Genomic DNA, 20,997 nt, shown 5'->3' on the forward strand with positions numbered 1-20,997 from the left:
CATTCGCCCCTAGATGACCCCCATGCAGCAGTTGACCGACCGCACCGCCCTCACCCGCTACCGCACCCGCGCGCGCGACAGCTTCCTGCGGGACCGGATTGCCGCCGACGTGCAGGAAAGACTGCAAGACGTTAACAGGCCGTTTACGGCCCCCCTGATCGTGACGCCGACCCCCGCGATCTGGCACGGCATCCTTCCCGAAGCGCCGACGACTCCCGATACCGATGTCCTGCCGGTTACCGCGGCCAGCCACGACCTGCTGATCCACGACCTGTCCCTGCACTGGGCCAACGACCTCGTTGGACAACTGGTGCAGTCCCGCCGCGCGCTGGCACCCGACGGGCTCTTCATCGGCACCCTCTTTGGCGGCCAGACCCTGCAGGAGTTGCGCAGCTGCCTTGCGGACGCGGAATCGCGCCTGACCGGCGGCCTGTCCCCTCGCATCGCCCCGATGGCAGAGATCCGCGATCTGGGCGGCCTTCTGCAGCGCGCCGGCTTCGCGCTGCCCGTCGCCGACAGCGACACGATCCGCATCACCTACGCGGATGCCTTCGCCCTGATGCGCGACCTACGTGCGATGGGCGAGGCGAACGCTTTGCACGACCGCCTGCGCCGCCCGACCGGTCGCCGCGTCCTGCAGGAGGCCGCGCGCCTCTACGCCGCACACTTCGCGGAACCGGGCGGCCGTATCACTGCGACCTTCGAGGTCGTGACCCTGACCGGCTGGGCCCCCGCCGACAGTCAGCCGCAGCCGCTGCGGCCCGGCTCTGCAACGGCGCGACTGGCTGACGCATTGGGCACGGCGGAAACACCGCTTAAGAACCGTAACGATTGACCTGACGCCATTTCCCGTTATCTGACCTCGTGATCACGGGACAGGAAAGACAATGGACATGTTCGACCAGAAGCCGACCGAACGCCCAGCCGCCTGCCCGGCCCACGCCGGTTCGGATCACCCCGCGATCAAGCCCGCCCGCGTCGGCATCCTGCTGGCGAATCTCGGCACACCGGACGGCTACGACTATTGGTCGATGCGCCGCTATCTGTCGGAATTCCTGTCAGACAAGCGTGTGGTGGACTACTCCGCCTGGGTCTGGCAGCCGCTGCTACAACTCGTCATCCTGTCAAAACGGCCTTTCACGTCCGGCGCGAACTACAAGTCGATCTGGAACGAGGACCTGAACGAATCGCCGCTTTTGACGATCACGAAATCCCAGACCGCGGCCATCAAGAAGCAGATGCAGGCCCGCTACGGTGACGACGTGCGCGTCGACTTCTGCATGCGTTACGGCAACCCGTCCACGCAATCCAAGGTGCGGGGAATGGTCGAGGACGGCTGCACCAAGATCCTGTTCTTCCCGCTTTACCCGCATTACGCCGGCGCCACCTCTGCCACGGCAAATGACAAGTTCTTTCAGGCCCTGATGCAGGAGAAATGGCAGCCCACCGCCCGCATCGTCGATCCCTATTTCGAGGATCCGGCCTACATCGACGCCCTCGCCCAGTCCATCGAACGCGCCTACGCCGCCGCCGCGGAAAAGCCCGAGGTCCTTGTCTGCTCTTATCACGGGGTGCCGGAACGCTACCTGCGCGAAGGGGATCCCTACCACTGCCAGTGCCAGAAGACGACGCGCCTGCTGCGCGAACGGCTCGGCTGGGACAAGACCGAGATCCGCACGACCTTTCAGTCCCGGTTCGGGCCGGAAGAATGGCTGAAGCCCTATACCGTCAAGGAAGTCGCCCGTCTGGCCGAGGAGGAGGGGATCAAACGCATCGCCGTCTGCGCCCCCGCCTTCAGCGCCGACTGCATCGAAACGCTGGAAGAGATCAACGAAGAGATCAAGGAATCCTTCGAACACGCAGGTGGCGATCATTTCACCTACATTCCCTGCTTGAACGACGATCCCGCCCACATCGATGCGCTCTGCGGCATCATTGCCCGGAACCTCTCGGGCTGGCTCGAGACTGACCGCTCGTGACGATCCTCATTTATCTGGCCAGGTAAACTCCCGCCGGAGGCTTCCGGGCAGGCGGCACGGCGACGCGTCGCACTTTCGCTGCATACGCCCGCCAAAGGGACCAATTCGTCAAGGACGGCATGGGCCCCATTGGCCCCGCGAAGTCCGCGTGATTATGTGCCCGCGACCTCTTCCGAAAGCATCCCGATGCCACTCACCGCCCGTCTTGCCCCGCACCAGCGCGTCTTCGCGTCCTTCGCGATCTATGCCTTCGCGCTTGGCAACCTGTTCCCACGCCTGCCAGACATCAAGCGTGCCATGGGAATCGAGGAAGGGGCGCTGGGTCTCGCGCTGATCGGCACTTCCACCGGCACGTTGATCTCGCTGACACTGGCCGCACCGGTCATCGCATGGCTCGGCCACCGCCGGGCGCTTTTCGTGCTGCTGCCGCTCATGGCGCTCTTCTTTGCGATCGCCGTCCATGCGCCTTCGCCGCTTGCACTCTTCCTGCTGTTGATCCCAGCCGGACTGACCATGGGCGCGACCGAGGTCATCGTGAACGTCGAGGCGGATCGGACCGAGGCTGCGATGGGACGGCGGATCATGAACCGCGCCCATGCATTCTGGAGCTTCGGGTTTTTCGGCGCCGGGATCTTTGGCGCGGCCATGGCGCAGCTGGGCATTCCGCCGGGCGTCCACCTTGCGCTGGTGCTGCCGCTGATCCTTCTTGCAGTGCAGTTTCTGCTTGGCGACTTTCAGCCGGCGCCGCGGCGCGGCACCGACAGCGGGGAAAACGGCCCGATCATTGCCAGACCGACGCTGGGGATCATGGCGCTCGTCGGCGTGTCGCTGTCTGCCATGCTGCTGGAGGGGGCCAGCATCGACTGGTCCGCGATCTACATGCGCTCCGTCTTCGACGCGCTGCCGTTCCTCGGCGGTCTGGCGGTGGCAACCGCGGCACTCAGCCAGGCCATCACCCGCTATTTTGCCGACCGCATCGTCGATCGCCACGCGCCGGACCATGTGGCCCGCCTCATGCAGGCCAGCATGGCGCTGGGCGTGCTTGTGATCTTCTTCGCACCAGCCGCGCCTGTGGCGCTTCTGGGCTTCGCTCTCGTCGGCGCTGGCACGGCGGCGATCTTTCCCCTCGCCATGTCCGCCGCGGCCCAGCGCAGCGACCGCCCCGCAGCGATCAACGTAGCGGCACTGGCGCAATTCTCTTTCGTGATCTTCCTGCTTGGACCGCCGCTGCTGGGCTTCGTCGCGGAACATGCGGGCCTGCGCTGGACCTTCGGCCTGTGCCTGCCGCTCGTCGCCGTCAGCTTTGCATTGGCGGGGGCACTGGGGTCAAAACCGGCGATGCCGGAACTTTGAATTCGCGAACGGGGACGCCATTGGCGTCCCCGTCCCTGATGATCGTCCACGATCCTCAGTTCAACAAGCCGGCGGACGAACATGCGTCGCGCCACACCGTCCCGTGATGCGGCGATGATACGGTCCCTGGCCGTGACGATGCGACACTCACTCCGCCTATGCCCGATGATCGGCCCGCACCCTGCGACAAATCGGCAACGGGCCCCGCGCGAGATTGCGGCACATCAAACCTCCGCCAGATCGCCGCCCATGGTCCGACGTGGCGTTTGAACTGCCCCGCCGTTCCCGCTAAGACACGCATCAACGCCAGGAAGGGTGCCGCAATGCAAAGACGTTTCGTGATGATCGGGATCAGTGCCCTCGGGCTCGCCGCCTGTGCGCGTGCACCGCGGGGCCGGATCGGACCCGATGGCCTGCCGCTGCCGCAGGTCTACCGGATCGAACCCGGCGACACTGACGAGATCCAGTTCCGCATGTTGGACAGCGTGAATACGCTGCGCGCCGCCGCCGGCGCGCCGCCTGTCAGCCTTGATCCGCAGTTGAACGCCGCGGACGAGACCCATGCCCGTGACATGTCCGTCCAGAACCGGCCGTGGCTTTTCGGGTCCGACGGATCGTCGCCGCTGGACCGGGCCCGCCGCGTCGGGTTTCAGGGCCGCATCCTCGGCGAAAACATTTCCGAGTCATATGAGACCGAGCTCGAAACGCTGGCCGCCTGGATGAAGCAGCCGGACACCCGCCGCGTCGTGCTGGACCCCGCCGCGCGCCGCATGGGACTGGCATGGTTCCAGGAACCGGCCGGCAAGCTTTGGTGGGTGATGACGATGGGTACGGATCCGGTTGCGCAAGCTCCCGCCGTGGCATCCTTCGACACCGCGATGACGCCCTTCGGTACCGCGTCGCTGACCCAGTAGGGGTCAGCGGTAGATGTAGATCGGCGTGCCGTCCTTCACCATCGCGTAAAGATCCTCGATCTCGTCGTTGGCGATCGCGATGCAGCCCCAGGTCCAGTCGGTCTTGCCGATGTATTCCCGTGGCGTGCCATGGATGAAGATGTCGCCGCCCGGCCGCATCCCCATGGCGGCAGCCCGGGCGATGTCCTGCGAATCCGGGTAGGAGATACCCAGCGAGAGATGATAGCGGCTGTTGCCGTTGCGCCGGTCGATCAGGTAGGCGCCTTCCGGGGTCTTGCCGTCGCGTTCGACCTGCTTGTGACCTTCGGGCGCGAACCCCATCTCGATGTCGTATTCCTTCAGCAGACGAGAGCCGCTGAGGACCTGCAACTTGCGTTTGCCCTTGAACACCTGAAGACGTGTGACCGGTGGCCCGTCGTAGCGCTTGAACTTGTTCGGCACCGCTTTGGCGCAGGCCGCCATCAGCGTGCCAAGCGCGCCCATCATCACGAAACGTCTGTTCAACATCGGTCTGCCCTGCCTGAATGTCCCACCGCCGATCTGACGTCGGCCTGTGAAACCCGATACACCACCGATGGCGTGCGTCAAAGACCCGTTGCACGTGACGAATTCACGCCCGCGTGAGCGATGCGACCATTTCGACGTGCGGTGACCAGCGGAACTGGTCCACGACCTGCACCCAGTCGATCGAGAAACCGGCGTTTGCCAAGGTTGCCACGTCCTGTCCGAATGTGACCGGATTGCAGGACACCATGGCCACGCGGTCGATCGCGCTGACCGCCAAAGTCGCAACCTGTGCTGCGGCCCCCGCCCGCGGCGGGTCAATGACAGCAGCATCGAACCCTTTCAGTTCGTCGGGTTCGAGCGGGCGGCGGAAAAGGTCGCGTGCGCTCGCCGTGACTTTCTTCAGCCCCCGGGCCCCCCGCCAGCCCCGGTCGAGGGCCTGCGTCATCGCGGCGTCGCCTTCGACCGCCCAGACCTCTGCCTTGGTCGCGAGCGGGAGGGAAAATGTGCCGCTGCCTGCGAACAGATCCACGATCCGCGCAGCTGGGCCCACGATCTCCTTTACCGCGGCCAGCAGGGCGGCCTCCCCGTCCTGCGTGGCCTGCAGAAATGCACCGGGAGGCGGCGTCACCGTCGCCGGACCGAAGACCTGCGCCGGCGGACGGATCGTCACCACGGTCTCGTCGACCCATGTCAGGCGTGCGAGGCGGTTGTTCTGGGCAAAGACCGCAAGGTCGATGCGCAACTGATCGGTCAGCGGTTGGTCAGTCTGCACCAGGACGTCAAGGCCGGCGGCACATTCGGTCACGGTCAGCGCGACCTCGCCACGCCGGGACGCGGACATGACGGTCAGCGCCTCCAGCATCGGCAGACCCGCAAGCAGGCCGGGGGTGACAAGCTGGCAGTCTGGCACGGCGACCAGCACATCTGATGCCCGCGCATGAAAGCCCACCATCGCACCCGATTTCGTCCGCCGGCCCGCGAACTTCGCCCGCCTGCGCGACCGGGGCGGCGAGGTATGGATCGGCCTGAACGCAGGTTCCAGACCGTGCGCCGACAGGGCACGGGCCACGACCTGCTGCTTCCACCCGGCGACAAAGTCGTCGGCCGCATGCTGCAGGGCACAGCCGCCGCAAGCCTTGAAATGGCGGCAAGGCGGCGACACCCGCAAGGTGGACGGCGTCACGATCTGGGCCGTCCCGTCGGCGCGCAGCACGACCTCTTCGCCCGGCAGGGTCCGCGGCACCAGTGTGCCATCGCTGGCACGACCGGCACCCAAATGGGTCAGGCTTTCGATGGTCAGGCTCACGCGGCGTCCTCGACGGTGATGAAGCCCCCCGATTGCCTGTTCCAGTAGCGCGCGTAAAGCCCTTCCATCGCCAGCAGCGCGTCGTGGGTCCCTTCCTCGACGATCCGGCCCCCGTGCATAACTATGATCCGGTCCATCTGGCGCAACGTCGAAAGGCGGTGCGCGATGGCGATGACCGTCTTGCCCTCCATCACCGCGTCCAGCGCCCCCTGAATGCTGGCCTCGACCTCGGAATCGAGCGCGCTCGTCGCCTCGTCAAGGATGAGGATCGGCGCGTCCTTCAGGATCGCACGGGCTATCGCGATCCGCTGGCGCTGGCCGCCCGACAGCTTGACACCGCGTTCGCCCAGATGCGCGTCGTAACCCTTGCGCCCGGCGTGATCGCGGATATTGGCGATGAACTCCTCGGCCTCCGCCCGCGCCGCAGCTTTGCGGATTTCGTCGTCCGTCGCCTCTGGCGCACCATAGCGGATGTTGTCACGGGCAGAGCGGTTGAACATCGCTGTTTCCTGCGTGACCATTCCGATCTTGCGACGCAGGCTTTCCTGCCGGACGCGCCGGAGATCCTGACCATCGATGCTGACGGTTCCTGTCTCGGGATCGTAAAGCCGTAGCAACAGCGCCACCAGCGTCGATTTCCCGGCACCGGATCCGCCCACGATCCCCAGCTTTTCACCGCTCGCGATATCCAGCGTCACCCGGCGCAGGCCGCCCTCACCGCCGCCGTAGGTGAAGGTGACGTCGTCCAGCGTGATCCGCCCGGCGCTGAGGTCGAGATCGACGGCATCCTCTGCATCCGGCAGGGCATGGGACTTGGCGAGAGTGCGAACCGCGTCTTCGACCTCTCCGACGTTGGAATACATGCCCATCAGGGTGAAACTGACCCAACCGGTCATCTGCGCCAGCCGCAGGCCGATGGTGCCTGCCACGGCGATGTCGCCCGCCGTAGCCGCCCCCGACTGCCACAGGAACAGCGTCATGCCGACCAGCAGGACGGGCAGCACGCCCGCAAGCGTCATCAGCCAGAACCGGAAGCCTGCGCTGACCCAACCGAAGCCCAGCGAGTCCAGCCGGAATTTTTCCATCGCGTCGGTGGCGGCGCGGTCCTCGTGGTCGGCATGGGCAAAAAGCTTTACCGTCTTGATGTTGGTGATCGTGTCCACGACCTGACCAGTGACCATCGCGCGTGACCCGGCCCGTTGCTTCGAGGTTTCTCGGATGCGGGGCATGAAGGCGCGGATCAGGCCGATATAGGCACCCATCCACAGCGCCAGCACGACGGCACCCCAGATGTCGATATCCGTCAGCAGGACAATCGATCCCACGACCGAGGCCAGCGCATAGAACACCGTGTTGATGGTATCGACGCCCAGATCCGTCGTCGCCCGCGCGGCCTGCATCTGCTTCTGGCTGATTCGCCCGGCAAAGTCGTTGTCGAAGAACGTCACCGCTTGCCCCAGCGTGTGCCGGTGCAGCCGCGACAGGACAAGGTTGTAGATCGCCGGCGCGACCACGACGGACTGCATGATCCCCGACAGCCCCAGAACCAGGGGCCGGAACAGGATGAAGAACGCGGCCACCCCGATCAGCAGCCACGCGTTTTCGCCGAAATAGACACCGGGTTCGCTGGCCAAGGCAGAGTCGATGACCCGACCGAGGATCAGGGCGGCCAGCACCTCCAGCACGCCGGCCAGCGTGCTAATCAACGCCCCCGCCCCCATAGCGCCGAAACTGCCGCGCAGCGCCCAGCGGATGAAGGCCAGCAGGGTGCGCGGCGGCGGGCCGTCGGCGCGGGCGTTGGGGTCGATCCAGTTCGTGAATGTCATGCGTCTTCCCCCAGAAACCCGCAGGACTGGCGCGCCCAGAACCGGGCATAGCGGCCGTTCAGCGCCAGCAACTCGTCATGCGTGCCGTCCTCGACGATCCGCCCGTCATCCATCACGACGATCCGGTCCATCCGCGCAATGGTGGACAGCCGGTGCGCGATGGCGATCACCGTCTTGCCATCCATCATCGTGACCAGCGTGTCCTGAATTGCCGCCTCGACCTCGGAATCCAGAGCGGACGTCGCTTCGTCCAGTAAAAGGATCGGCGCGTCCTTTAGAATGACCCGTGCCAGCGCGATCCGCTGCCGCTGCCCGCCGGACAGTTTCACGCCTCTTTCGCCGACCCGTGCGTCATAGCCATGACGGCCTTCGGTATCCTCCAGCGTCAGGATGAAGTCGTGCGCCTCTGCCTGACGGGCCGCGGCGATCATCGCTGTGTCACTTGCCTGAGGTGCACCGTAGAGGATGTTTTCGCGCACCGACCGGTGCAGCAATGCTGAATCCTGCTGCACCATACCGATCGCATGGCGCAGCGAATTCTGCGTCACGCCAGAGATGTCCTGCCCGTCGATGCGGATCACACCGCCCTCCGCATCATAGAAACGAAGAAGAAGCTTGATCAGGGTCGATTTGCCGGCGCCCGAGGCGCCGACGAGCCCCACTTTCTGACCCGCAGGAATGACCAGCGAGACGCGGTCGAGGCCACCCTTTGCCTTGCCGTAGTGATGGCTCAGCCCGTCGATCTCGATCCGCCCCGCGGTGACCGCCAAAGGCGCAGCGCCGCGTGTGTCGGTCAGGGTGACCGGCTGGCCGATCGTCTCCAGCCCCTCGGCCACGACGCCGAGTTCCTGAAACAACTGGCTGACCGCCCACATGATCCAGCCACTCATGCCATTCAGGCGCAGCACCAGTGCCGCAGCCGCCGCCACCACGCCGACCGTCGCCAGACCGCCCAGCCAAAGGGACAGCGCCCAACCGACGACGCCCACCACTAACACGCCGTTCAGGAAGACCAGCGCAAGGTCCATGATGGTATAGAGCCGCATTTCCCGCATCAGGGTGGTCCGCGACCCCTCGATCGCCTCCTTTGCATAGCCAAGCTCTGCATCCGCATGAGCGAACATCTTGACCGAATGGATGTTGGTATAACCGTCCACGATCCGTCCGGTCACGACGCTGCGCGCGTCGGAAGAGGCCTGCGACGCCGGCTTGATCCGCTTGATGACCCAGCGCAGCAGCAAAAGGTAGGGGATGAACCATGCCAGCAGCGGCAACACCAGCCGCAGGTCAGCATCCGCCAGCAGGGCGAAGGCTCCGACCAGATAGGCGGCAGCGAAAGCCACGGCCTCGAAGAACTGGTTCATCACCGATGCTACGGCCTGCGGCGTCTGCATCACGCGGTTCGCGATGCGACCGGCAAAGTCGTTCTCGAACCAGCCGACGCTTTGGCGCATGATCTGCCGGTGGGCCCGCCAGCGCGACAGTGCCGTCAGGTTCGGATTGATCGTCTGATTCAACAGTGCCGTATGTGCCGTCTGGATCAGCGGCCGCAGGGTCAGGAAAAAGGCAGCCATCGCGAGCAGCTCCAGCCCGTGGTCGGCCCAGAAGATGTTCGGGTCCTTGTCCAGCAGATCGACAAGGCGGCCGAGATAGGCGATCAGTCCGACCTCAATGAAGGCGACAAGAGTCGACAGTCCGGCCGTGACCGCAAAGACGCGGTGCAGCGGCCGGGTATAGTCCCACAGGAACGGCCAGAGCCGCGTGGGCGGTGTGTCGGTCTCCTGATACGGCGTATAGGGATCGACTAGGCGCTCGAAGTAACCAAACACGGGGGGAGCCTTGAGTCTCTCGGACCCCAGATGTAGGCCCGTGTCGGACAAAGGGAAACCCTAGCTAAGCAGTTCCTCGCGGGTCAGCGTAAAATCGGAGGCGATCCAGCGTGCCTCTGCCGCTTTCAGCGCCGCGCCGAGCGCGGGTCCCTGCAGGGCGGGCATGAAATCTGCAGCCTTCACGGGCAGGATCTGACCCGCACCGCGCTGGGCAGTCTTTATCTCTTTCGGATCAAGCGGTCGCGACAAAGACGCCGCCAGCACCGCCGCCCTGTCGATGGCGGTAGCCGCACCGTGGCGCCACGCGACCTCGCCCGTGCCGGGTGTCATGTCACGCAGGATGTCGCGGCGCGTGGTTTCTGCCTTCGACAGCCGCAGGCGCTCTGGATCGCCGCCGAGGGCGGCGAGCCTACGGATGAAATCAGGCTCTAATCCGACCTCTTCCTCGATATGAATCAGCACGGTCAAGGCCTCTGGCCCGGCACCGGGAAGCACCCGCAGAAGGGCGCCGCAGGCAGCCATGCTGGCGACAGCAGGCGCGGGATCGGGGGCGGACAACAGCTTGCGCATCTCCTGACCGATCCGTTCCGCCGACAGGCCATCGATCCCTTCGACATTTGCGGCGCAGGCGGCGAGACCCTCTGCGTCGATGCCAAGCGCCGGGTCGCCGTACCAGGCGTGGAAGCGGAAGAAGCGCAGGATGCGCAGGTAGTCTTCCGCAATGCGTCGGTTCGCATCGCCGATGAACCGAACGCGGCCCGCCAAAGCGTCCGCGACGCCACCCAAAGGATCGCGTAGCGTGCCGTCAGGGGCGGCGTACAGCGCGTTCATCGTGAAATCTCGACGCTGCGCGTCTTCCCCTGGCGTGTCGGCAAAGGCAACGGTGGCGTGTCGTCCGTCCGTGTCGATGTCACGCCGAAAGGTCGTGATTTCGAAAGGCGTCCCCTCGACGACTACGGTGACCGTGCCGTGATCCACACCCGTCGGCACAACCTTGAAACCGGCGCTTTTCCCCAAGGCAGAGACGGTTTCAGGCCGCGCATCGGTCGTGATGTCGATGTCGCTTGCACCAGCACCGATGAGTGCGTTGCGCACACAGCCGCCCACGAACCATGCCTGATAGCCTGCGCTTGTCAGCATGGCGCAGACCTGCTGGACCGCAGGATTCGCAAGCCAGTCAGGCGCGATCTTCATGGCGTCATCCGGTCTGCAAGGGCACGCAGGATGCGACCTGTCGCGCCCCAGATATAATAGGGACCGAAAGGCACGGTATAATAGTGCCGGACCCGCCCCTGCCAGCGGCGGGACTGGACGATGAAATTGGCGGGGTCGGTGACATGCGCCAGCGGCACCTCGAAGACTTCTGACACCTCGCCCGCCTCGGCGCGCGGCACGTAGGGCCCTTCGATCAGGCCGAGGACCGGCGTCATGGAAAAGCCCGTCACCGTCTCGTGGGTCGGCATCTCGCCCAGCACGCGGACTTGGGATCGGGGCAGGCCAACCTCCTCTTCTGCTTCGCGCAGGGCGGCGGCGGTTAGGGTGGGATCACCGGGGTCCTGCTTGCCGCCGGGGAAAGCCACCTGCCCCGGATGATGCTTCAGCGCTGCAGAGCGTTTCGTCAGGAAGACGGTTTCGGTCTGCGGCGACACCGCGATCAGGACGGCGGCCGGTCGCAGGATACGGTCGGTGGGCGGCAGCGTATCGCGGTTCAGATCGTAGTCGGTCGAGGGCCGGCCCGGCCGGGCCAGCGCCTCTTTCAGTCGCGCTTCAAGGTCAGTCGTCGCCATGGGTGGCTTCGGCCTCGAACCCCAGTGTCTCCGGCTGGAATTCGTAATGCGCACCGCAGAACTGGCAGTCGGCGGTCACGATGCCCTCGTCCGTCGTCATCGTTCCGATATCCTTGGCGGAGTAGATCGACAGGCTCTGCCGGACACGGTCGGCGGAACAGGTGCAGCCGAATGTGACGGGCTGCGGATCGTAAACCCGGGGCTCCTCCTCGTGAAACAGGCGCACGAGCAGGTCCGTCGGCTGGACCGTCGGGCCGATCAGTTCCAGCGCATCGACGGTGTCGAGCAGAATGTTCGCACGGCGCCAGTTTTCGCCTTCGTCCTCGTCGAGAATGTCTTCCGCCGCGAGCAGGCCGCCTTCGCCAGAGCCGCCCTCGTCCTTCATCAGCGGAGAGGCCTTGGGCATGTGCTGCAGCATCACGCCGCCGGCGCGCCAGTGCTCTCCCTCGCCGGCCAGCGTGCTGCGACCGTGGGTAAGTGAAAAGCGCGTCGGGATCTGTTCGGATTGGGCGAAGTAGGTCTCGGCACAGGCTGCCAGCGACCCGCCGGCAAGAGGCGTGATACCCTGGTAAGGTTGCGTACCCTCACCCTGGTCGATCAGGATCGCGAAATAGCCCTTGCCGATCTGTGCGAAGGCATCGCCCTCCGGGTCCAGCGTGTCCTTGTCATAGGACGCATAGGCGCGCATCCGGGCAGGTTCGCCGTCGTCGGTCGGCCCATAGTAGTCCGTTGCGAGCAAACGCACCGGGCCGCCGGACCCGCGGACCTGCAGGGAGAGCTTCCAGCGCAGTTTCATTGTCTGACCGATGAGGGCAGTCAGGGTGCACATCTCGGCGATCAGCCCTTCGATCAGCGGCGGATAGTCATGCTGACGCAGCACCTCCTCCAGTACGCCGTCGAGGCGGGCGACGCGACCCCGGATGTCCGAGGCGTCGAGCTGGAACGGCAGGACGGTGTCGTCCCAGGCGATACGAGAGCCGAGGGTCATGGGCTTTCCTTACAAGATCGGATTTGGCATACCGCGGCTATATAGGCACGGCAAGCGACGGTCCAAGGGGAGAGCCATGATCAGACGGTATGGCAGCACGCCCAGGACCGGGCAGCGTTACGGGATCAGGGCCGGTGTCTATGCCATCCTGCCACGCGACGGGGCGTTCCTGATGACCTGGCAGGGCAGCCCGCATGAAGAGCTGCAACTGCCCGGCGGCGGCGTCGATCCGGGCGAGAGCCCGCTGCAGGCGCTGCACCGCGAGGTGTTCGAGGAGACCGGCTGGACCATCGCGCGGCCCCGCCGGTTGGGAGCCTTCCGTCGGTTCACCTATATGCCGGAATACAAGCGGTTTGCCGAAAAGCTGTGCCATGTCTATCTGGCGCATCCGGTCCGGCGTCTTGGCCCGCCGACCGAGCAGAACCACCAGGCATTGTGGGTCGCCCCGCAGGTCGCGCTGGCGGCGCTGGCGAATGAGGGCGATTCTGCGTTTCTAAAAAATACATTGCAAAATCATAATGTTTCGCATGCGAAACATTATGGCTTTCTGCCAATGAAAACAACGCAGCCGGGTTAAGCAAAGGTTGACGCGACGGTGGGGTAACGCGGCGGTCGCCGGGGTCGGGCAATGTTCACACTTAAGGGTTGACGACGGGGAAGGCGCAACCTTGCCCCCTTGGGCGAAAACAAGTATCGCGCACAGTCAGGCAACATTGATGCAAAGGCTCTGACCATGACCGCCCCCAAGAAAGTCGTCCTCGCCTACTCGGGCGGTCTGGACACCTCGATCATCCTGAAATGGCTGCAGACGGAATACGGTTGCGAGGTCGTGACCTTCACCGCCGATCTGGGCCAGGGCGAGGAGCTGGAGCCCGCCCGCAAGAAGGCCGAGATGATGGGCGCCTCCGAGATCTACATCGAGGATGTGCGCGAGGAATTCGTGCGGGACTTCGTATTCCCCATGTTCCGCGCCAATGCGCTTTACGAGGGGCTCTATCTGCTGGGCACGTCGATTGCCCGGCCGCTGATTTCCAAACGCTTGGTCGAGATCGCGGCAGAGGTCGGGGCCGACGCGGTGGCCCACGGCGCCACCGGCAAGGGCAACGACCAGGTACGGTTCGAGCTGGCGGCCTATGCGCTGAACCCCGATATCAAGGTGATCGCGCCTTGGCGTGAATGGGACCTGACCAGCCGAACGAAGCTGCTGGAGTTCGCCGAGAAGAACCAGATCCCCGTCGCCAAGGACAAACGGGGCGAGGCGCCGTTCAGCGTCGACGCGAACCTGCTGCACACCTCCTCTGAAGGGAAGGTGCTGGAGGATCCGCGCGAAGAGGCGCCGGACTACGTCTATCAGCGCACGGTTGCGCCGGAGGATGCCCCCGACGCAGCCGAGATGGTCGAGATCACCTTCGACCGGGGCGACGCCGTGGCGATCAACGGCGAAGCGATGTCGCCTGCGACGATCCTGACCAAGCTGAACGAACTGGGCGGCAAGCACGGTGTCGGACGGCTTGACCTGGTGGAAAACCGCTTTGTCGGAATGAAGTCGCGTGGGATCTACGAGACGCCGGGCGGTACCGTCCTGTTGGAGGCGCACCGGGGGATCGAGCAGATCACGCTGGACAGCGGGTCGGGCCACCTGAAGGACAGCATCATGCCGCGCTATGCAGAGCTGATCTACAACGGCTTCTGGTTCTCTCCCGAGCGCGAGATGCTGCAGGCGCTGATCGACAAGAGCCAGGAGCATGTCAGCGGCACCGTGCGCGTGAAGCTGTACAAAGGGTCGGCACGCACCGTGGCGCGCTGGTCTGACAAGAGCCTGTATTCCGAGGCGCATGTGACCTTCGAGGACGATGCCGGCGCGTACGACCAGACCGATGCGCAGGGCTTCATCCAGCTGAACGCGCTGCGGCTGAAGCTTCTCGCCTCTCGCGCCCGCCGTCTGAAATAAAAAACAACCCCGCCTGCATCAGCGATGCGGGCGGGGCTTAACGCGATACTCTTGAACAACTGCAAGTCTTGTCGGCCAGAAAACACGGCCACTCGTCACAAGACAAACCCTTTAAGCTACAAAAGCTGCTTGCGGGTGAACACACGCGGGGCCGTTGCAAAGAGTTTCAGACCTCCTCGATTTTTTTCAGCGCAAGGGTGGAGAGGGCCGCGTAGTGTGGCATGGCGCAGCTGACACGTTCGGCGGCGGGGCCCGTCACGGTAGGCAGCGGACCTTCTGCTCCTGCGAAACCGGTGGAGGCGTGCACGGCGCCGTACCAGTGCGGGGCCCAGACGCCATCGTCGGGATGACCGCCCGCGGGCCAGTGCAGCATTGCTGGATCGAACGGAAGGCCGATCGCGGCGCAGAGGGTGCGCAGCATTCCCGGCGGATCGGCGCGGATGTCTGCGCTGTCGACGACGATGCCGCCGATCCGGTCGAAAAGAGCCCGCTGCGCCGCGAAACCGATATCGGCGTCGGTGATGCTGTCGCGCTTGGCCCCGTAGCTGGCGACGACCCGAGCCGGGTGCCGGATCAGGTGGATATTCACGCAATCCCGCGTCCAGTCCAGCGGGAAGCCGTCCAGCATGTGGTGAGCCATGTGTTTCATATAAAGGTGCGGGGTACCGGGCGCGCGTCTGCAGAGGTCTGCCACCCGCGCAGGATCGGTCGGCTGCGACGCGATGATCGCATCCCTCATGGGGTGGTGGAAGCCGGTCGCGGCGAGGTAGGCGGCGTAGAAGGGTTCGTCCATCACCGTGCAATCGGGACGCGCGCCAAAGCTGTACATCATCGCGGTAGACAGGTTCCGCGGCCCGGACCACATGGCGATTTTCATGGGCGCCTCGCGATCAGGTCTTTGTACAGACCGCGGATCCGCGTCGTCATCGGTCCGATTGTCCCTCTTCCGATTTGCCGGCCGTCGATACTGCCGACGGGGGTCTGTGCGCCGAAGGTGCCCGTGAGGAAGGCTTCGTCCGCGCCATAGGTATCGACAAGGGAGAAGTTGCGCTCGAAGATCGGAATATCATTGGCGCGGCACAGGTCGATGACCTTTTGGCGGGTGATCCCGTTCATGCAGTAGTCGCCAGTGCTGGTCCAGACAGCGCCCTTGCGCACGATGAAGAAGTTGCAGGCATTGGTGGTGTTCACGAAACCATGCACGTCGAGCATCAGTGCCTCGTCGGCGCCGGCCTTCTGCGCCGCGATGCAGGCGAGGATGCAGTTCAGCTTGGAGTGGGAGTTCAGCTTGGGATCCTGCGTCATCGGCAGGCCGCGCAGGTGCGGTACGGTGGCCAGGGCAATGGGGCGCGGGATCGACGGGGTCGAGTGTTCCATGATGATGACCATGGTCGGGCCGGACTGCGACAGCGACGGATGCTGGAACGGGCGGACCTTGACCCCCCGCGTCAACATCAGGCGGGCGTGGGCATCGGTCTTCATGTCGTTCGCCGCCTGCGTCTCGCGCAGGGCGGCGATGACGCCGGCGCGGTCGAGGCCGATGTCGAGATCGATGGCCTTCGCCGCCTCGAACAGGCGGTCCATGTGGTCGTCGAGGAAGGCCCAGTGACCTTCGTAGAGGCGCAGCCCCTCCCATACGCCGTCACCGAGCATGAAACCACTGTCGTAGACGCTGACCGTCGCCTCGGCTTTCGGCTTCAGATGCCCGTCGACCCAGATCAGGATTTCTTCGTTGCGGGAATCATCGGCGGACTGGTGGGTGGTCACATCGGCGGGCATGGGGTGTCCTGTTACAGATCGGGCGCGAAGGTCAAACCCGCGTGACATGGCTGCGGGTCGCTTGTGCGATGACCCTAGGGGATGCAGGTTGGCCACAACAGGAGGAATAGACATGAAATATCTCTTTCGTCACATGAAGGCCGCGGCGCTTTGCATCGCTGCAGGAGCCGTCACCGCCCTGACCCCGCAGGGCGCTCAGGCCGCGCAGGAGACCGCCATCGTGGCCGGTGGCTGCTTCTGGTGCGTCGAATCTGACTTCGAAAGCGTGAAGGGCGTGGGGGACGTGATTTCCGGCTATACAGGTGGAACAGTCGCGAATCCGACCTACAAGCAGGTCGGTCGCGGCGGCACGGGGCATTACGAGGCGGTCGAGATTCCTTTCGACAACAGCGTCATCAGCTACCGCGAAATCATGGACCTGTTCTTTCGCAGCGTCGATCCGACGGACGCGGGCGGCCAGTTCTGCGACCGGGGTGACCAGTACCGCACGGCGATCTTCGTGCAGACGCAGGCTCAGGCGGATGCCGCCGCGGCGGCCAAGGCCAGTGCACAGGAGGCTTTGGGCCGACAGATCGTCACGCCGATCGTTCAGGCCGGCGCATTCTACCGTGCCGAGGACTATCATCAGGATTATTACAAGGGCGACAAGCTGATCCTGACGCGCGGTGGACCGAAGCGCCAGAGCGACGCCTACGACTTCTACCGCGAGGGTTGTGGCCGCGATGCCCGGATCGAGCAGCTTTGGGGATCGTCAGCGCCATTCCTGCACCACTGACACGCGGTTCAGGGTCTGAAACCCTCCAGATCCTTCAGATCCGGAATGACGTCCGCCGTGCCGTGGCGCGTCACCATCAGCGCCGCCGCTCGCATGGCGAGATTGATGGCCTGCGCCATCGGCTGCCCCCGGTCCAGTCCGGCCAGCACGTAACCGGTAAAGGTATCGCCTGCGCCGGTCGTATCTACCGGCGTGACAGGGATCGCGTCGAAGTGACGCTTGCCCTCGGGGCCGAACCAGTCCGCGCCATCGGCCCCGAGCGTCACGATCACATCGCGCACACCGAGTGCTTCTGGCCGCTCGCCGGTGGCAAACTCCAGCTGGTCAGCTTCCACCCGGTTCAGCACCAGCAGGTCGAGGTGCGGCAGCACCGCTTTCACCCTGTCGGCATCGAAAGGGGCAGCGGCATAGGCGACTTTCAGCCCCATCTTCTTGCCCAGCGTGGCGGCGGTGCGTTGAAGGTTGGTCTCGTTCTGGATCAGCAGCCAATCGCCGGTTTCAGCCTCTGCCATCGCTTCCTGCAGGATCGCCTGAGGGATCGCGTCGTTTGCGCCGGGAAAGAGGATGATCATATTCTCGCCGTTGGCATCGACGGCGATGACGGCCTGTGCTGTATCCTCGTCCACCCGAGCGATGAAGCGGGTGTCGACGCCGTATTCCATCAGACGGTCGACAGCCCATTCGCCGTCGTCCCCCACCGCACCGATATGATGCACGACCGCCGCGGCACGGGCTGCGGCGACGGACATGTTGGTGCCCTTGCCACCGAGAAATATCTCCCGGCCCGTGGCGGCGAGCGTCTCGCCCGGGCCCGGCATGTGCGGCACGGCATAGACGAAGTCGGCATTGATCGATCCGAGGTTCCAGATAGCCATGTTTTCAGTCCCTTTCGGCAGTCAAACCAATACCTCGGGCCGCGATCAGGGCCATGTCGGGGATATCTATTACCGTAATGACGGTCGAACAGATCTGGGACGCCTTGTCGATACCCGACGGGGCCTGCACCTCCCCTTTGCCGGGATCGGGTGCAATATGGATTGTCAGCGCATCCTCGCAGGCGATCTGGCGGCGTATCATTCTGCCCTCTTCGGCGTTGAGGGAGAGGTGTAGCGAGGGGGTGCGACGCGCTCAACGGCTTTCATCGCCGGGCCGCGAATGATAGCAGTTCCCGAACGCCGGGGGATGACGATGAGCGACACCGCAACGCCGATGATGGCGCAGTATCTGGACCTGAAGGCGGGGTATCCGGACGCGATCCTATTCTACCGGATGGGCGATTTTTACGAGATGTTCTTCGACGACGCGGTGCAGGCGGCGGCGGCGCTGGACATCGCGCTGACCAAGCGCGGCAAGCATCTGGGCGAGGATATCGCCATGTGTGGCGTGCCGGTCCACAGTGCCGAAGGCTACCTGCTGACCCTGATTCGCAAGGGATTTCGGGTGGCCGTCTGCGAGCAGATGGAGGACCCGGCGGAGGCGAAGAAGCGCGGGTCGAAGTCGGTCGTGAAGCGCGACGTGGTGCGGCTGGTGACGCCCGGCACGCTGACCGAGGATACGCTGCTGGACGCGCGCCGGCACAACTTCCTTGCCGCCATTGCGCAGGTGCGCGACGCCACGGCACTGGCCTGGGTCGACATTTCTACCGGGGCGCTGCGGGTGATGGCCTGTTCCGCCGTGGGACTGGGACCGGAACTGGCCCGTTTGGCACCGCGCGAGGTCTTGGTTGCCGACGGGACGGAGGCGGAGTTTTGCGATGCGGTGACGGAAAACGGCGCCAGTTTGACGTCGTTGGGTCGGGCCGCCTTCGACAGCACGCAAGGCGAGAAGCGGCTTTGCGCCCTGTTCGGTGTCGGATCGCTGGATGCCTTCGGCACCTTCAGCCGGGCCGAGGTGGCGGCGCTGGCGGGAATGGTCGAGTATCTGGAGATCACCCAGAAGGGAAACTTGCCGCTGCTGCGCCCGCCGGTGCAGGAAAACCGCGACGCGATCATGCAGATCGATGCAGCGACGCGGCGGTCGCTGGAACTGACCCATGCCATGGGCGGCGGGCGGTCAGGATCGCTTCTCGATGCCATTGACCGGACCGTGACGGCGGCAGGTGCCCGCCTTCTGGAACGCCGCCTGTCATCGCCATCCCGGCGGCTGGACGTCATTACGGCCCGGCAGGAGGCGGTCGCGGCCCTCGTGGATAACCCGGCGCTGACCGGCGACCTGCGGGACATGCTGCGCGGCGTGCATGATCTGGATCGTGCTCTGTCGCGGCTGGCGCTGGATCGTGGCGGCCCGCGCGATCTGGCAGCGATCCGCAACACCATTGGACAGGCCCTGCGCCTGCATCAGACCCTCACAGCGGTTGACCTGCCCGACACGCTGGTGCGGGTGCAGAACGATCTTGTCGGTCATGATACGCTGCTGGCGCTGCTCGAAGCGGCATTGGTTGCCGAGCCCCCGCTGCTGGCCCGCGACGGTGGCTTCATTGCGATCGGCTACGACGAGGCCCTCGATGACGCCCGCAAGCTGCGCGACGAAGGCCGCGGCGTCATTGCGCAGATGCAGGCGGATTTCATTGCGCAGACGGGAATCAATGCGCTGAAGATCAAGCACAACAACGTGCTGGGCTACTTTATCGAGACGACATCAACCCATGCGGAACGGATGCAGGCGCCGCCGCTGTCCGACACCTTCATTCACCGGCAGACGACGGCCAATCAGGTCCGCTTTACCACGGTCGAGTTGAACGAGATCGAATCCCGTATTCTGAATGCGGGTGGCGAGGCGCTGGAGATCGAGAAACGTCTATACGCCTCGCTGTCGCAGGCCGTTCTTGCATCACATGCAGCGCTGGGCCAACTGGCCCGTGCGCTGGCGGAGATCGATCTGGCCGCCGCCCTTGCGCATCTCGCGCGGCAAGAAGCGTGGGTGCGCCCCGTGATCGACGACAGCCGGGCCTTTCTTGTGACCGGGGGGCGCCATCCGGTGGTGGAAGAGGCGCTTCGGCGAACGGGCACGCCATTCGTCGCCAACGACTGCGACCTGACGGAGACGCCGATCTGGTTGCTGACCGGGCCGAACATGGCAGGCAAATCGACCTATCTACGACAGAACGCACTGATCGCCGTCTTGGCGCAGATGGGTGCCTTCGTGCCCGTGACCGCTGCGCGGATCGGCATCGTCAGCCAGATCTTCAGCCGGGTCGGCGCCAGTGACGACCTTGCCCGGGGGCGGTCCACCTTCATGGTGGAGATGGTCGAGACGGCGGCGATCCTCAATCAGGCGGATGATCGCGCGCTTGTCATACTCGACGAGATCGGGCGCGGCACGGCGACCTACGACGGCCTGTCCATCGCCTGGGCGACGCTGGAACACCTGCACGATGTGAACCGGTGTCGCGCGCTGTTCGCCACCCACTACCACGAGATGAGCAGCCTGTCTGCCAAACTGGCAGGTGTCGACAACGCGACGGTCAGCGTCAAGGAGTGGGACGGTGACGTGATCTTTCTGCACGAAGTGAGGAAGGGCACCGCAGACCGCAGCTATGGGGTTCAGGTGGCGCGGCTTGCCGGGCTGCCCGCTGCTGTCGTCGCGCGGGCCAAGGTTGTCTTGGATGCGTTGGAGAAGGGTGAACGCGAAGGCGGGGCAGCGCGGCGGGCGGTCATCGACGACCTTCCGCTGTTCGCCGCGATTCCACCGACCCCGCCCCCTGCGTCCAGAACCTCGGCCGTCGAAGATCGGTTGCGCGACGTGCTACCAGACGACCTGACTCCGAAGGACGCCTTGTCACTCGTCTATGAATTGCGAGGCTTGCTAAAAGGGTGAGCGATGCAACGGGTCGCCGCAGCCGGAAACGACACCCAGAGTGGCGCAAGCAAACTCAAACCTGTTTTACATTAAAGCCTGAGGACGTCGTTCGGAATGATTTAACTCGCAATCCAACTTGCATGACACTTGAAATGACCGTCTTTAATTAAATCGCCATCGTCTTCGACGTGGACGTTTACGCGCG

The 20,997-nt window shown here is 64.7% G+C and carries 19 protein-coding genes; 8 read left to right on the forward strand and 11 right to left on the reverse strand.

Annotation, left to right across the window (positions count from 1 at the left end):
* The first annotated feature begins 13 nt into the window (after positions 1-13).
* From BUA54_RS08515 to dalA, 4 genes are all read left to right on the forward strand, one after another.
* The gene (locus BUA54_RS08515) at positions 14-835 is read left to right on the forward strand and encodes a methyltransferase domain-containing protein (protein ID WP_072856820.1); all 822 of its coding nucleotides are present in this window, start codon (positions 14-16) and stop codon (positions 833-835) included.
* 52 nt (positions 836-887) lie between these two features.
* Positions 888-1,979, forward strand: a complete 1,092-nt coding sequence (hemH, locus tag BUA54_RS08520; protein WP_072856821.1) for a ferrochelatase — start codon at positions 888-890, stop codon at positions 1,977-1,979.
* 186 nt (positions 1,980-2,165) lie between these two features.
* Positions 2,166-3,332, forward strand: coding sequence for an MFS transporter (locus tag BUA54_RS08525; RefSeq protein ID WP_072856822.1), 1,167 nt, complete (start codon positions 2,166-2,168; stop codon positions 3,330-3,332).
* A 323-nt stretch (positions 3,333-3,655) separates the two neighbouring features.
* Positions 3,656-4,246, forward strand: coding sequence for a divisome-associated lipoprotein DalA (dalA, locus tag BUA54_RS08530; RefSeq protein ID WP_072856823.1), 591 nt, complete (start codon positions 3,656-3,658; stop codon positions 4,244-4,246).
* A gap of 3 nt (positions 4,247-4,249) precedes the next feature.
* On the opposite strand, the gene BUA54_RS08535 is transcribed toward dalA, so the two are convergent.
* The 7 genes from BUA54_RS08535 to hslO all read right to left on the reverse strand — a co-directional run bounded on the left by BUA54_RS08535 (position 4,250) and on the right by hslO (position 12,489).
* On the reverse strand, positions 4,250-4,753 hold the full coding sequence (locus tag BUA54_RS08535) for a L,D-transpeptidase family protein (protein ID WP_072856824.1): 504 nt from the start codon (positions 4,751-4,753) through the stop codon (positions 4,250-4,252).
* A gap of 103 nt (positions 4,754-4,856) precedes the next feature.
* Positions 4,857-6,059: a class I SAM-dependent RNA methyltransferase gene (locus tag BUA54_RS08540; protein ID WP_072856825.1), complete on the reverse strand. Its 1,203-nt coding sequence runs from the start codon at positions 6,057-6,059 to the stop codon at positions 4,857-4,859.
* On the reverse strand, positions 6,056-7,885 hold the full coding sequence (locus BUA54_RS08545) for an ABC transporter ATP-binding protein (RefSeq protein WP_072856826.1): 1,830 nt from the start codon (positions 7,883-7,885) through the stop codon (positions 6,056-6,058). Before BUA54_RS08545 ends, BUA54_RS08540 begins: the two co-directional genes overlap by 4 nt.
* Complete coding sequence (locus BUA54_RS08550; RefSeq protein ID WP_072856827.1) at positions 7,882-9,714, reverse strand: ABC transporter ATP-binding protein; 1,833 nt, start codon at positions 9,712-9,714, stop codon at positions 7,882-7,884. The genes BUA54_RS08545 and BUA54_RS08550 overlap by 4 nt, the downstream gene beginning before the upstream one ends.
* A gap of 60 nt (positions 9,715-9,774) precedes the next feature.
* Positions 9,775-10,908 carry a CCA tRNA nucleotidyltransferase gene (locus BUA54_RS08555; RefSeq protein WP_072856828.1) on the reverse strand — a complete coding sequence of 378 codons (1,134 nt, stop codon included), beginning with the start codon at positions 10,906-10,908 and terminating at the stop codon, positions 9,775-9,777.
* A complete protein-coding gene (locus tag BUA54_RS08560) occupies positions 10,905-11,501 on the reverse strand; it encodes a CoA pyrophosphatase (RefSeq protein WP_072856829.1) in 597 nt (198 codons plus the stop codon). The genes BUA54_RS08555 and BUA54_RS08560 overlap by 4 nt, the downstream gene beginning before the upstream one ends.
* Positions 11,488-12,489, reverse strand: coding sequence for an Hsp33 family molecular chaperone HslO (hslO, locus tag BUA54_RS08565; protein ID WP_072856830.1), 1,002 nt, complete (start codon positions 12,487-12,489; stop codon positions 11,488-11,490). The genes BUA54_RS08560 and hslO overlap by 14 nt, the downstream gene beginning before the upstream one ends.
* 76 nt (positions 12,490-12,565) lie before the next feature.
* On the opposite strand from hslO, the gene BUA54_RS08570 reads away from it, so the two are divergent.
* Positions 12,566-13,066 (forward strand): NUDIX domain-containing protein, encoded by a 501-nt coding sequence (locus BUA54_RS08570; RefSeq protein ID WP_072856831.1) that lies wholly within the window; start codon positions 12,566-12,568, stop codon positions 13,064-13,066.
* A gap of 156 nt (positions 13,067-13,222) precedes the next feature.
* A complete protein-coding gene (locus tag BUA54_RS08575; RefSeq protein WP_072857040.1) occupies positions 13,223-14,440 on the forward strand; it encodes an argininosuccinate synthase in 1,218 nt (405 codons plus the stop codon).
* 166 nt (positions 14,441-14,606) lie between these two features.
* On the opposite strand, the gene BUA54_RS08580 is transcribed toward BUA54_RS08575, so the two are convergent.
* Together BUA54_RS08580 and BUA54_RS08585 are read right to left on the reverse strand one after the other, a co-directional pair.
* On the reverse strand, positions 14,607-15,317 hold the full coding sequence (locus tag BUA54_RS08580) for a sulfotransferase-like domain-containing protein (RefSeq protein ID WP_072856832.1): 711 nt from the start codon (positions 15,315-15,317) through the stop codon (positions 14,607-14,609).
* Positions 15,314-16,219: an aminotransferase class IV gene (locus BUA54_RS08585; RefSeq protein WP_072856833.1), complete on the reverse strand. Its 906-nt coding sequence runs from the start codon at positions 16,217-16,219 to the stop codon at positions 15,314-15,316. The genes BUA54_RS08580 and BUA54_RS08585 overlap by 4 nt, the downstream gene beginning before the upstream one ends.
* Before the next feature lie 112 nt (positions 16,220-16,331).
* On the opposite strand from BUA54_RS08585, the gene msrA reads away from it, so the two are divergent.
* Entirely contained in the window at positions 16,332-16,994 is a 663-nt protein-coding gene (gene msrA, locus BUA54_RS08590; protein WP_072856834.1) for a peptide-methionine (S)-S-oxide reductase MsrA, read from the forward strand.
* An 8-nt stretch (positions 16,995-17,002) separates the two neighbouring features.
* On the opposite strand, the gene BUA54_RS08595 is transcribed toward msrA, so the two are convergent.
* Together BUA54_RS08595 and BUA54_RS08600 are read right to left on the reverse strand one after the other, a co-directional pair.
* Positions 17,003-17,869, reverse strand: coding sequence for a ribokinase (locus BUA54_RS08595; RefSeq protein WP_072856835.1), 867 nt, complete (start codon positions 17,867-17,869; stop codon positions 17,003-17,005).
* 4 nt (positions 17,870-17,873) lie between these two features.
* Complete coding sequence (locus BUA54_RS08600; protein WP_072856836.1) at positions 17,874-18,071, reverse strand: hypothetical protein; 198 nt, start codon at positions 18,069-18,071, stop codon at positions 17,874-17,876.
* A gap of 111 nt (positions 18,072-18,182) precedes the next feature.
* Here BUA54_RS08600 and mutS point away from each other — a divergent pair, with 111 nt between their 5' ends.
* Entirely contained in the window at positions 18,183-20,810 is a 2,628-nt protein-coding gene (gene mutS / locus BUA54_RS08605) for a DNA mismatch repair protein MutS (RefSeq protein ID WP_245810599.1), read from the forward strand.
* The last annotated feature ends 187 nt before the right edge of the window (positions 20,811-20,997 follow it).

The organism is Loktanella atrilutea (assembly GCF_900128995.1).
Lineage (GTDB): Bacteria > Pseudomonadota > Alphaproteobacteria > Rhodobacterales > Rhodobacteraceae > Loktanella > Loktanella atrilutea.